Origin of the sequence: Alkalicoccus daliensis (assembly GCF_900103955.1) — a bacterium.
Lineage (GTDB): Bacteria > Bacillota > Bacilli > Bacillales > Salisediminibacteriaceae > Alkalicoccus > Alkalicoccus daliensis.
In genome coordinates this window covers 82,314-95,647 of the sequence record NZ_FNIL01000012.1, presented here as the reverse complement: position 1 = coordinate 95,647, position 13,334 = coordinate 82,314, and the positions used below count along the sequence as shown (strand labels likewise).

Here is a 13,334-nt window from a genome sequence, read left to right as displayed (position 1 = left end):
GAGAATCCAAGTGGCCTGGTCACAAAGCACGAGTGGAATCGATCCTGGCTGTAGATCGATGGAAGCTGTGCTCTGTGAAAGAAATTAGTCGAGAACAAGCCCTTGGGTCAGCCTCTCCGAAAGTGAAGCAGTATTACTTCTTTTTAGCAAAACTTTTATTTTTAAGACAGCTATTTTTAAAAAGCACTGTTAATGCTCATTATTGATAGGAAAAAATTTCGTTGCAACTGACCTGTCGTGGATGAGTTCCTGCGCTTCCTCGCTGCGTTGCAGAATCTACCCAGCTCGTTCTTCCAGAGGCTGTGTGTACTTTCTCCGTCGAAAGCATTAGCACAGCGGACCAAATGATTTTAAAGTCATCTTTACGGTCTTTGTGCAGATTACTGCTGGCCGAGGGCAGCAATGCTACCTCTAAAAAAGGCGTCCGCAGGTTTTCGCTTCGTTCCTCTCTTTGCGAAACAATAGAAAAAGATTATTTCTATACAAGCTTTTTTATCAACAAAACGGAGACAAGGCGATTTTCAAGACGCCTGCGGAAAAAGAAAGCGTGAAGATCGAAGGTTCGTCTCGAACTGCAGACGAACTCGTAAAGCAGGTGGGAAGCCAGCCGGGATCTTGAATCCAAGAAAGACGGTCTTTGTTTTTCTTGGATGGGCTGTGCGGACCCCTGCTTATTTCCAAGGGATAGCTGAAGGATTTCTCCGCGGCAAGCGCAGAAAAAGGAGCCGCAGGCGTACTTTTCTTATATCACCATCAAAGCCTTTTAATAAAACAAAATTCTTCTTGTGAATTTACTCATTACTTGGAAGCGCTGCAGAGATCTTCAAGAAGCACTTTGAGCACATGGACTGTTTCCACGCAGTCATTTAAAGAAGACCATTCTGCCGGATTGTGGCTGACACCGTCCTTGCTTCGCGTAAACAGCATCGCTACATCCGTTTTACGTCCGATAATCATAGCGTCATGTCCTGCACCACTTGGCAGGAAAAGCGGCTTCTTGTTTAAAACTGTTTCTGCGGCATTGCTTGCTTTCTGCTGCATTTCTTTTGTGACCTGCACCGGTGCGACATTCATTATTTCCTCTACTTCAATCAGGATTTTCCGTGCGGAAGCAATTTCTTTTGCAAGAAGCATGATAGCATCCCGCAGTGTATCTCTTGTATCTTCATGAATGTCACGGATGTCCACTGTTAAATTCACTTCGCCTGGAATTACATTAACTCCATTCGGCTTCACTTCCAGTTTTCCTACGGTAGCAACACATGTGCGGTTAAATTTGCGCGGAAGCTTTTCTACTAATGAAACAAATTTACCGGCTGCTACCAGGGCATCCTGCCGATCGTCCATAGGAGTATTACCGGCATGCCCTGCAGCGCCTTTGAAACTTACATTCAGCCAGGAAGGCCCAGCAATTCCCTGCACTACTCCTACAGGAAGGTCAGCTTTTTCTAACTTTTTCCCTTGTTCAATATGCACTTCTACAAATGCTTCAATATTATCAAAGGAACGCTTTGCTTCACGGAACGTCTGCAAGCTCAATTGATTTTCTTCGAGAACTTGTTCAAAGGTAAGGCCATTTTCATCCCGAAGGTTTTGTTTTTCTTCCTCTGTCCATTCTCCTGTCATTGCCTGGCTGCCGGTAAGGCCGCTGTTGAAGCGTGCGCCTTCTTCGTCTGTAAATACAATTACTTCATATGATTTTTCAGGTACGATATTTTCATCTTTCCAGCTCTGCGCTACTTCCAGTGCAGCCAATACACCAAGCGGTCCATCAAAATGCCCGCCATTCGGTACGCTGTCGAGGTGTGATCCGGACATTACTGTTGCAGTGGAACTTTTCCCTTCGATCCGGCCGATTACATTGCCGGCACCGTCCTGTGTCACTTGAAGCCCGGCTTTCTTCATCCAGTCTTTCACGAGGTCTTTTGCCTGCTGCTCTTCCGGAGAGAACGCAATCCTCCGGCTTCCATCATCACCCGTAAGTCCGATTCTGGAAACAGCATGCAGCCTTTTGGCCAGTCTTTCTCCGCTGACGCCGCTGTGGGATAGAGATTTGTCATAGGAATTCATTAAATGATCGTACATAAAAACCTCCTGAAAAATTAGTTTATACGTGCTCTTCAAATTATAAGATAATTATAACAGTCCCTGAGCAGTATAAAAGCATAAACACTTTTCAGGGGGGCAAAAAAGCAGGCAGCGCCATATGCGGCGCTGCCTGCTCCTCATTATTTCATCATTCTGCATACATCATTTGTGAAGGCAACTGGATCCTCTACGGAAAGTCCTTCAATCAGGCGTGCCTGATTGTAAAGAAGGTTCGTGTACAGTTCAAAGTTTGCCTGATCATCATTTTTATAAGCATTCTGCAGGGAATTAAACACATCGTGCTGATGATTGATCTCAAGGACTTTATCTGCTTCCACCCCTTGATTTTCCGGCATCTGTGCAAGAATTTTTTCCATTTCAATCGTCACTTCCCCTTCTGCAGTAAGGCAGACAGGGTGTGACTTCAGACGTTTGGAAATGCGGACGTCTTTTACTTTGTTTCCGAGCAGCTCATTCATGCGGTCAAACATTTCTTTGTGCTCGCTTGCAGTTTCTTCGGATTCTTTCTTTTCTTCTTCTGACTCCAGGCCGAGGTCGCCACTGGATACGGACTTAAATTCTTTGCCTTCATATTCACGCATCATTTTGATCGCGAATTCATCCACTTCTTCTGTGAAATAAAGAATCTCGTACCCTTTATCTTTAACCATCTCTGTCTGCGGGAGCTTTTCGATGCGGTCGATGGATTCACCGGTCGCATAATAGATATATTTCTGATCTTCCGGCATTCTTTCCACATACTCAGCAAGGCTTACAAGCTTTTTCTCTTTGGAAGAGTGGAACAACAGCAGATCTTTTAAGTCATCTTTATGCTGGCCAAAGTCGTTATATACACCGAACTTCAGCTGACGGCCGAAGGACTCATAGAACTTCTCGTAATTTTCACGCTCATTTTTCAGCATGTTCTGCAGTTCTTTTTTGATTTTCGTTTTAATATTCTTTGCGATACTTTTTAGCTGGCGGTCATGTTGCAGCATTTCCCGGGAAATATTCAGGGAAAGGTCCTCCGAATCCACCATACCTTTCACGAAGCTGAAATAATCTGGCAGAAGATCCGGACTCTTATCCATAATCAGGACACCGCTGGAATACAGTTCCAGTCCTTTTTCAAATTCCTTGGAATAAAAATCAAAAGGAGTAGTTTCCGGAATAAAAAGAATCGAACTGTAGCGGATTGCTCCGTCTACATTAATATGAATATGCTTTAAAGGCTCATCAAAACCATAGTGCTTCTCATGATAAAAATTGTTATAATCTTCCTCTGTCAGGTCCGCTTTATTTTTGCGCCAGATCGGCACCATGCTGTTCACAGTTTTTTCTTCTGTCACTGTTTCAATTTCTTCGCTGTCATCTTCTTTAGGTTTCTGCACTTCGGTATTCATTAAAATAGGATAGCGGATGAAATCTGAATATTTTTTTACGATGGACTGCAGGTGGGACTCATCAAGAAATTCATCGTAGGACTCTTCTTCTTCGTTTTCTTTTACGTATACAGTAATCGTCGTACCGGTTTCCTGCTTGCTGCCTGCTTCAATTGTATATCCTTCCACACCATCTGACTCCCAGCGGTATGCTTCGTTACTGCCGGCAGGTTTTGTGTCTACGACTACGCGGTCTGCGACCATAAAGGCTGAGTAAAAACCTACGCCGAACTGGCCGATAATATCGTGGCCGTTTTCCGCTTCATTTTCTTTCTTGAATGCCAAGGAACCGCTCTCTGCGATCGTACCGAGATTTTTCTCCAGTTCAGCTTCGTTCATTCCGATCCCGGTGTCTTCGATCGTAATCGTACGAGCTTCCTTATCCGCATGAACGCGGATATAAAAGTCTTCCTGGTTAAACTGGATAGCATCATCTGTCAATGCACGGTAATACATTTTGTCAATTGCATCACTTGCGTTGGAGATCAGCTCACGCAGGAAAATTTCCCGCTGTGAATAAATGGAGTTTACCATCATCTCCAGCAGACGTTTGGATTCCGCTTTAAATTCTTTTTTCGCCATATTAAACAATCTCCTTTAATATTGAATTCAGTCTTTTAGCACTCGGGCCAACAGAGTGCTAATTCATCTATTATTTTACTAAAATGCGTTCTATTGTCAATCAGGAAATCAGAATAAAAATATTCCTATATGAATATTTTTATTGCGCATCGGTAGCTTACGAGCTGAAAATCAGGAATTTTCGCCTGTAAAAGCCTGAGAACGGAAATACATGCTTTTCAGATCTATCATATACTCTGATTATATTGAATATAGAGGTAACCGTTGCAAACTCATCCCCCAAATGATTTGCATTACCCGGTCCTCCATATCCACTGTCCTACCCTTATCAGTGTTCAGAATTTGCCCAAGTTCTGAACACCCCCTTAATTTACCTTAAGCCATCCCTGCTTAAGGTATTTTTTTGTGGCTGAAATGGATATAATTAAGCCAGGAGGGGATTTGATGGGAAAAAGAATTGGCATTGATATTGGAGGAACATCCATCAGAGCTGCGCTGATTGACGAGCACGGCAATTTGTCTGGCTTTAAAAAGGAAGATACGCCGGAGTCTCCGGAACAGGGTATACATATGATTAAAACATTTATCGGAGCATGGCTGAAAGAAACAAGCGAGCCTGTAGGCGTGGCAGCGCCGGGGCCGCTAAACACAAAAACCGGTATATTCCTTGACCCGCCGAATTTACCGGGCTGGCATAATTTTAAATTAAAAGAAAGACTCGAGGAACTGCTGGAGCATCCGTGTATTGTGGAGAATGACGCGAATGCTGCTGCGGTAGCCGAATTTATGGCAGGAGCCGGAAAAAGTGCTGAGAGTATTGTTTATGTGACGATCAGTACTGGGGTGGGAGCTGGAATTATTACAGGCGGTCATTTATTGAGCGGTGCTTACAGTAACGGAGGAGAAGTTGGCAATATGATAATTGCTGATAACGGTCCTTCGCAGCAGGGAATGAATATCGGCTCCTGGGAGTCGCTTGCCTCTGGAAAAGCTTTAGGAAAAAGAGCTGCGGAAAAACTCCAGCTCACAGGCGGTGCTCCTGCCTTATTTGAAAAGATTGAAGAGGGATCTGCAGAAGCACAGGAAATATTTAATGAGTGGGTTGATTTTACAGCGAGAGGACTTGCAAATCTTATTCACACGGTGGATCCGGAAGTGATTATTCTTGGGGGAGGAGTGCTGAATAAGGCGGATCTAATTCTTCCGCCGCTGAAAGAAGCACTGAAAGGTAAAGTGTATGCAAGTGCTGTTGATAAAATTAACCTGGTGGCTGCTGCGCTCGGCGGACATGTCGGCGTGATCGGAGCGGCGAATCTGAGCAGAGTGCCCAGGTTGTAAATAAATAGAAAGAAACCCGGACAGAAGTCCGGGTTTCTTTATTGTGTTGCTTTTGGAGGATCTGGGAGAGGTTCATTATCCAATATCTCTCTCAGCTTTGTACCCAACCCAACTCTGCCGCCGAATGGCTTTAAATAGGGGCTTACGTACATGTGGCTCTCTCTGCCGTCTTGCATGCGCGGATCATTTTCGTGTATCCATTCAAAAACGGGTTCTTCAGTATCGCTAAGAAGAACGCCTGAATAATAGATGGAGTCATCTGCTGCAGGTTCGCCGATATCTAATATGACGAGGGTTCCTGTAAAGAAGTCTCCTCTAAAAGATCGAAGTCTTGCCAATGTTTTCATTCCTCTCTTGAACAGTGGTTCAGTTTCACTATACATATTGTATCACTTTATGATGAAGAGGGTGGGAAATAATTATAAGCTAAAGGACTTATTTTTTTGTAAAAAAAGGAAAATAAAAATAAAAAATCATTCATTAACCTATTGATATGGTTTTTTGTGGAATTTTAATGTTATCTCGGCAACAGCGTCCTCTATCTTTTGCAGTGTATCCCTGTATGTTATTTCCTCTGGTGATACTTCATCTGGGAATTCAAAAGAGAGAGTTTCTTCTTTTGCTTCCACAGTGGTGTTATTGGTAAATGTTTTTACAACATAATACGGAATATCTGCTTTTTCCGCCAGCTTTCTGATCAGCGGGACAACTCTGCTGGTATGCTCCAGGTGGTCTACCTGGCCTTCTCCGGTGAAAATACAGTCTGCATTATTTAAATGTTTCTGGAGCAGCTTTTCCGCCACAAAAGATGAAGCGTGGTGAAGAGAGTAATTTAACGATAAGAAAGCGAAGCCGAGACCGCCTGCAGCGCCGGCACCTGGTTGATCTTTTTTATCGGTGCCTTTGTTAAATAAGGTGGCTGCGCGGTTTACTGCGCTCTCGAGAAACTCAATTACCCCATCTGATTCTCCAGCTTGCAAGCCGAACGTAGAAAGAGCACCCTGAGGGCCGGTAAGCGGAAGAGAAGCTTTGCAGAGAATGGTCATCGGGGGCAGCGTAACACCAGATACATCTGCATGGCTTAAGCCGGAAAGGTCCTTTGTCCCTGTTTGTTGCAGCAGCTGCCCATTTTCCCCGTGAAAACGAGCACCCAGCGCTTCAAGCATTCCGAGTCCCATGTCTGCAGAAGCTGACGTGCCGAGCGAAAGCACGATATGAGAAGCTTCTTTTGATGCTGCAGCAAGCAATTCACCGAGGCCGTAGCTTGAAGTGGCAAGCAGGTTACGTTCATTTTTTTCAAGAAAATGTAAGCCGAGTACTGACTCACTATCTATATATACGACATTTTTTTTATTTATCCAATAAGGCACTTCGATCGGGCGCAGATGGGGATCCAGTACCTTTATATATTTCTTTTCTGCCTCTTCCTTATATAAAAGTGCCTCGCTTGTTCCTAAACTGCCATCCGCCATAGGAGTGAGCGTGATGGAAGCTTCGGGAACTTCACGGAGTACTCCTCGCTTCATTGCTTCTGCAGCTTGAACTGCAGTCACATTATCACCAAATTTGTCCGGGGAGATTACTATATTCATTGTGCATCTTCCTCCTCCTGAAAACCTCTCTATCGCTTCTATTATAAACTACCCGCGATAAAAACAGTGAAAAAACAACTTAAAACCCCCGGGAGTAATAGATAGACTGATAGAAACATCCTGGAAATTAACTAATTATGGTAATTGATGATGTGAAGCTTGAGGGAACCGAATGTATATGCATTGTTTTGAGCGGCGTTTCAAGAATACATCATTGATATGCTGCTTTCCCGTGGAAATAAATGGAACGAAAGGTGACGGTTTCAGCCAAATGCACTTAAAATGGAAAAAGCAGACTTCCGGCACTGGTAAAAAGATAGTGACTTTTATATTATGTAAAAATATGAAATTTTAAAAAAGGGTGGTTCATATGGCAAAAAGAGAGACAGAAGAAATAATTGCATTAACGAAAGAGCTGGTGAGAATTCCAAGTCCTTCCGGAAACACCCAAAGGGTCATCGGCTATGTAGAACACTGCTTTGCACAGATGGGGGTAAAAACAGAACGAAACCGTAAAGGTGGTCTTATCGCCACACTTCCCGGAGCCTCAGATTCTTCCCACCGCATGCTTACAGCACACGTAGATACGCTCGGAGCCATGGTAAAGGAAATTAAAGCAAATGGAAGACTGAAGCTTGATTTAATCGGTGGTTTTAAATTTAACGCGATTGAAGGCGAATATTGTGAAATTGAAACAAGTGAAGGGAATACATACTGCGGAACAGTACTGATGAAGCAAACGTCTGTGCATGTTTATAAGGATGCAGGCAGTGCACCGAGAAATCAGGAAAATATGGAAGTTCGAATTGATGAGAAAGTAAATTCCGCTGCTGATGCTGAGAAACTTGGGATTCAAGTTGGAGACTTTGTTTCCTTTGATCCCAGGGTGCAGCATTTACCGAATGGATATCTTAAATCCCGGCATTTAGACGATAAAGCCAGTGTCGGAGTGCTGCTGCGGCTGGCAAAGACAGTAATGGAAGAGAACATTGAGCTGCCTTACACGACGCGGCTGCTGATTTCCAATAATGAAGAAATCGGCTACGGGGGCAATGCAAGTATTACTCCGGAAACAGTCGAATATCTTGCTGTAGATATGGGGGCCATGGGAGAAGGACAGGCAACAGATGAGCACACGGTTTCTATCTGTGCAAAGGATGCAAGCGGCCCTTATCATCTGCAGCTGCGAAAGCATCTGGTGCAGCTTGCGGAAGAAAATCACATTGGCTACAAAGTAGACATGTATCCTTACTATGGTTCTGATGCTTCCCAGGCGATCCGGGCAGGACACGACATCGTGCACGGACTGATTGGTCCCGGGATAGACTCCTCCCATGCCTATGAACGCACTCACGCAGAGTCTCTGGAAGCAACGTATGAGCTATTAAAAGTATATATACAGTCGAAAATGGTATTATCCTGTTAATTGGTTGAGTAAAAAATCTTTAAAACTGACACTGAGAGAATAAAAGTGTTAAAATGAATCCAGTCTGTCGAAAGGAGGCGAATTGCAATGCCTTTACACAGTGGTTCGTATCATCAGCTGAAGGAAGCAGCAGTAACAGTATTACACCGGTTAAGTGATTTAATAGATGTTAATACGATCTATATTGCGAGAACTACAGAAGAAGAGACGTGTATTCAGCATGTCTATAATAGTGATAAAGTTTTGATGCAGGAAGGATTAGCCAAAGATTACACGAATTCTTTCTGACAATTTATACAAAGCAACGGCCGTGAGCCGTTCGTCGTAAAAGATTTAGCAGCGCATGAATTGACGAAAGATCTTCCGGTAACAGAGGAACTTGGCGGAGGAACGCTTCTTGGCGTGCCGATTATGATTCAGGGGGATAAGCATTACGGAACGCTCTGTGCGTATGAAGACAAGCCGAGAGAATTTACGAAGAATGAAATAGATTTATTTGACGTCATGGGGCGCCTGTTTGGTTATGTTGTGGAAGTTGATATTGAAAAAGAGCAGGTGGAAAATGCAGTAGTTCCGATTGTGACAATTGGCGAAGGGGTAGTGATACTGCCGCTCACCGGGATTATAAACGAGGAGAGGGCCCAGGTGATTCTGGATCAGGTGCTTGAATTCTGTGCTACAGAAGCGACCGATTACGTGATCCTCGATATCTCGGGATTAGTGCAGGATGAAGAAGCAATGACAGAAAAGCTTGTTCATTTAATGACGAGCCTGAATCTCGTAGGAGCGACTGCGATTATTACCGGAGTCCGTCCGGATCAGGCAAGAACACTGCATAAGCAGAATCTTACTTCGTACGAAATTAATATTAAAACGAGTGTGCAGGACGCTCTCCGCTGGATAGGGTGAACCTTCGAGTGGAAACGATAAAAGGAAACCCGCAGATATAAAACTCTGCGGGTTTTAAACTTATTTAAAATGGATATTCTCTTTTTTCGGACTGTACAGAAATCCATTTTACGGTTGTGAATTTGTCCAGGGCCCATTCGCCGCCAAAACGGCCGAGGCCGGAATGTTTTTCCCCGCCAAACGAGGCATGTGCTTCGTCGTTTACAGGCTGGTCGTTCACATGCACCATCCCTGTCTCCATTTTTTTCGCAAATTCCGTGGCACGGTGAATATCTTTCGAGTGCACAGCGCCGCTCAACCCGTAAGGTGTACCGTTGGACAGCTGCAATGCTTCCTCTTCGTCCTTAAACGTTATAATAGAAGCAACCGGGCCGAACATTTCTTTTGCGGCAGTCGGCATATCCTGCGTTACATTTGTAAGAATTGTGGGCTGGAAAACACTGCCTTCCGCTTCACCGCCGAGTTCGAGTTTTGCACCGGCTTTCACGGATTCATTAATATCTTCTTTTATTCGATCCACTTCTTCCTTTTTAATTAAAGGACCAATGATGACACCTTCCTCAGAAGGATCGCCGGTTTTTAAGTTTGCCGCCCGTTTCTTGAACTTATCTACAAATTCCTCATGAATATTTTCGTGCACAAGCACTCGGTTGGCACTCATGCATATCTGCCCCTGATGAAGGAACTTCCCGAAGATCGCTGCTTCTACAGCCTGATCTATATCTGCATCTTCCAGCACGACGAAAGGATTGTTCCCTCCAAGTTCCAGCGCAGTTTCCTTAATGTGTTCCCCTGCTAAAGAAGCGATATGGGAGCCAACTTCTGTAGAGCCTGTAAAAGAAATTACTTTCGGAACAGGGTGGGTGACGAATGCGTCCCCGATTTCAGACCCGCGGCCTGCCACTACATTCAGCACGCCATCCGGAGCTCCTGCTTCCTTGAAAATATCTGCGATCAGCGTTCCCGCCGTGACAATCGTATCAGATGCCGGCTTCAGCACTACTGTATTCCCTGCGACAATGGCAGGTGCTACAGAGCGCATGGATAGATGAAAGGGGAAATTCCATGGCCCGATTACCCCGATAACTCCTTTTGGAGATCTGTACACCCGGTTTTCCTTTCCTGGAAAATCAGAATCCATAATCTGCCCTTTGGAGCGGTAGGGAAAAGATGCGGATTCCTGCACGATTCCTAACGCAGCACCGAATTCAATATTTGCTTTTATTTCTGAACTTCCTGCTTCTCTGATCAGCAGGTCGATAATTTCTTCTTTTCTGTTCTGCATTACACCCGCGACTTTCAGCAGCAGATTGCGCTTTTCAGAAGGCGGTGTATCCTTCCAGGACGCAAAGGCATCTTTTGCTCCTTCATATGCTTTATCCAAATCTTCTTCTGAAGCTGAAGACATTGTAAAAAATGATTCCTGTGAATATGGATTTACGTTTTCCAGCTGTTTATCACTGGAGCCGTCCACCCAGGATCCGTTTATAAATTGTTTTGCATATTTTTCCATGCTTGAAAACTCCTTTTTAAAAGTGAGTAGGTTACATAAATAAACTATTCCCGCGTAATATAGGAACAAAACATTTCAGTAAACCTAAAATTAAGCCTTTTCTCACCGAAAGGATAATTTTCTGTCCCAGGTGGTGTTTCCGGAAAAGACCAGCTTAAAGGCATGTATGGGAGGAATTTTGCTGAAATTCGGCACTGCTTTCATTTCACGAGGGAGCAGTCGGGCAGAAACCACATACTGCTTGAGCTTTCAAACTTTAGCAGATCTGCGAAGCTAGCCATATACAGACGAGACTTTTTTCGAAAAATGAACAGAAAAGGTTTCGTTCAATTGAAATTCCTTCAGTAGTTTTTAAGCAACCAGCACATAAAATATCCTGGATCATTTTCCAATTTATTGAAAAACACTAAACGTTTCGTCTTGAATGGCGGGGTGGTCATCTTCCTTCTTTCAGGCTATAATAAAAGAGAGTGATCTATTATCTGAAAATTCAAAGGAGGGCAGGAGTGGGGAAAATACAAAGATATAAGGGGGCAACATCATGGTAGAAGGTTCAATGCCAATTATTATTACATTTATTGTTTATTTAGTCGGTATGATCGCGCTTGGGCTGATCGCGTACAAAATGACCGATAATTTGTCTGACTATGTACTTGGCGGACGCCGTCTCGGTGCAGGTGTAGCCGCACTTTCTGCGGGCGCTTCCGATATGAGCAGCTGGCTCTTGCTTGGTCTTCCAGGGGCGTTATACGCAGCCGGCCTGGTAGAAGCATGGATTGCTATCGGTCTTGCTGTCGGTGCGATCATTAACTGGATGTTTGTTGCAGGTCGACTTCGTTCCTATACGGAAATAGCGAATGATTCGATCACACTGCCGGATTTTTTCGAGAACCGATTTAAAGATAAATCAAAGTCTCTCCGGATAGTTTCTGCGGTACTTATTTTAATTTTCTTTACATTTTATACCTCTTCCGGCCTTGTAGGCGGAGCAGTTTTATTTGAAAGCACGTTTGGGCTGGACCAGTCTACAGCGCTTTGGGTTGGGGCAGTTATCATTATCGCTTATACGTTCCTCGGCGGATTTCTGGCAGTAAGCTGGACAGACTTTGTTCAGGGGATCTTGATGTTTCTTGCACTGATTGTTATTCCTATCTTTGCAATTGTGGATTTTGGCGGAGTAGGGCCTACGTTTGATACGATCCGAAGTATTGACCCTGCAAACCTGAGCTTATTTGAAGGTGTAGGATTTATCGGGATCGTTTCTCTTTTAGGATGGGGTCTTGGTTACTTTGGCCAGCCGCATATTATCGTTCGTTTCATGGCGATCCGTTCTATGAAAGAGCTTCCAAAAGCGCAGGGTATCGGTATTACTTGGGTTATTCTTTCTATGACAGGTGCAGTTTTTACTGGTTTAGTAGGTATTGCTTACTTTGCAGACGCACCACTGGATAACCCGGAGACCGTGTTCCTTGAGTTTACACAGGTATTATTTCATCCAATAGTGGCGGGTGTACTTCTTGCGGCGGTTCTTGCTGCGATCATGAGTACGATTGACTCCCAGCTGCTTGTATCCTCTTCTGCACTTGCAGAAGACTTTTACAAAGGTATGATCCGTCCAAAAGCTTCCCAGAAGGAGCTTGTAATGGTAGGTCGTATCGGCGTATTGGCAGTAGCGGTTGTTGCGCTTATTCTTGCACAGAATCCTGACGCAACTGTACTGGAACTCGTCAGCTATGCCTGGGCAGGACTTGGGGCCACTTTCGGTCCGCTGATTTTATTCAGCTTATTCTGGAAGCGGATGACAAGAAATGGTGCACTTGCAGGTATGATTTCTGGTGGTTTAACTGTTCTCATATGGGTACAGATTGAAGCCGGAGGAATCTTTGACCTGTACGAACTTGTTTCAGGATTTATCGTTTCTTCCATTATGATTATCGTATTCAGTTATATCGGCGCACCGCCGACGGAAGAAATGGAAGCAGATTTCGAGAGTGCGCGTAAAATGCACAAAGGTATCTAAATATAACGCTTAAAATAATAACAATATGCCGGTCAGCTTTCACAGGGACCGGCTCTTTTATGAATATCTGGATTTTAAACGAAGTTGCTGCAGTGCCAGTCTTCCTGGTGAATTAAAGGAAAGCAAGAGCCTTCACCGAACATGAAGCAGCGAATGGAGGGCTTACATGAAATCCCTGTTGTTTTCATATCTGCGTGAATGAAAATAATGGAGGCCATTGCAAAAATGTATTGTTAGAAAATGAGGCACGAATGTTTCTTAAAAGCAAACAGAGATAAACGTAGTATCATGGAAAGAAAGGCATCGAGAAGGTTTTCAGCAGGGATAAACCACGGAAACGTTTTACTTCTGCATATACCTCTACAAACGTTTAAATAGTAAGAAAAAATTGATTATTCAACAGTCTTTCTGTTATTATGTTGAT

Annotated in this window: 10 protein-coding genes; 5 read left to right on the top strand and 5 right to left on the bottom strand. The window is 44.0% G+C overall.

Features of this window, described 5'->3' with window-relative positions; all coding sequences use genetic code 11:
- Positions 1-798 precede the first annotated feature (798 nt).
- Together BLP92_RS15170 and htpG are read right to left on the bottom strand one after the other, a co-directional pair.
- Positions 799-2,085 carry a Zn-dependent hydrolase gene (locus BLP92_RS15170; RefSeq protein WP_090843803.1) on the bottom strand — a complete coding sequence of 429 codons (1,287 nt, stop codon included), beginning with the start codon at positions 2,083-2,085 and terminating at the stop codon, positions 799-801.
- 143 nt (positions 2,086-2,228) lie between these two features.
- Complete coding sequence (htpG, locus tag BLP92_RS15165; RefSeq protein WP_090843802.1) at positions 2,229-4,112, bottom strand: molecular chaperone HtpG; 1,884 nt, start codon at positions 4,110-4,112, stop codon at positions 2,229-2,231.
- Between the two features lie 444 nt (positions 4,113-4,556).
- Between htpG and BLP92_RS15160 the strand changes: the two genes are divergently transcribed.
- Positions 4,557-5,450: an ROK family protein gene (locus tag BLP92_RS15160; protein ID WP_175444321.1), complete on the top strand. Its 894-nt coding sequence runs from the start codon at positions 4,557-4,559 to the stop codon at positions 5,448-5,450.
- Between the two features lie 38 nt (positions 5,451-5,488).
- On the opposite strand, the gene BLP92_RS15155 is transcribed toward BLP92_RS15160, so the two are convergent.
- Both BLP92_RS15155 and BLP92_RS15150 read right to left on the bottom strand, forming a co-directional pair.
- Positions 5,489-5,833, bottom strand: coding sequence for a hypothetical protein (locus BLP92_RS15155; RefSeq protein WP_090843800.1), 345 nt, complete (start codon positions 5,831-5,833; stop codon positions 5,489-5,491).
- Positions 5,834-5,935: 102 nt separating this feature from the next.
- Positions 5,936-7,042, bottom strand: a complete 1,107-nt coding sequence (locus tag BLP92_RS15150; RefSeq protein ID WP_090843799.1) for a glycerate kinase — start codon at positions 7,040-7,042, stop codon at positions 5,936-5,938.
- Positions 7,043-7,412: 370 nt separating this feature from the next.
- Here BLP92_RS15150 and BLP92_RS15145 point away from each other — a divergent pair, with 370 nt between their 5' ends.
- The 3 genes from BLP92_RS15145 to BLP92_RS15135 all read left to right on the top strand — a co-directional run bounded on the left by BLP92_RS15145 (position 7,413) and on the right by BLP92_RS15135 (position 9,377).
- Positions 7,413-8,468: a M42 family metallopeptidase gene (locus BLP92_RS15145; RefSeq protein ID WP_090843798.1), complete on the top strand. Its 1,056-nt coding sequence runs from the start codon at positions 7,413-7,415 to the stop codon at positions 8,466-8,468.
- A gap of 87 nt (positions 8,469-8,555) precedes the next feature.
- A complete protein-coding gene (locus BLP92_RS15140) occupies positions 8,556-8,756 on the top strand; it encodes a hypothetical protein (RefSeq protein WP_090843797.1) in 201 nt (66 codons plus the stop codon).
- A gap of 6 nt (positions 8,757-8,762) precedes the next feature.
- Positions 8,763-9,377, top strand: a complete 615-nt coding sequence (locus tag BLP92_RS15135; protein ID WP_090843796.1) for an STAS domain-containing protein — start codon at positions 8,763-8,765, stop codon at positions 9,375-9,377.
- Between the two features lie 64 nt (positions 9,378-9,441).
- On the opposite strand, the gene BLP92_RS15130 is transcribed toward BLP92_RS15135, so the two are convergent.
- On the bottom strand, positions 9,442-10,890 hold the full coding sequence (locus BLP92_RS15130) for an aldehyde dehydrogenase family protein (protein WP_090843795.1): 1,449 nt from the start codon (positions 10,888-10,890) through the stop codon (positions 9,442-9,444).
- 541 nt (positions 10,891-11,431) lie between these two features.
- On the opposite strand from BLP92_RS15130, the gene putP reads away from it, so the two are divergent.
- The gene (putP, locus tag BLP92_RS15125; RefSeq protein WP_090843794.1) at positions 11,432-12,910 is read left to right on the top strand and encodes a sodium/proline symporter PutP; all 1,479 of its coding nucleotides are present in this window, start codon (positions 11,432-11,434) and stop codon (positions 12,908-12,910) included.
- The last annotated feature ends 424 nt before the right edge of the window (positions 12,911-13,334 follow it).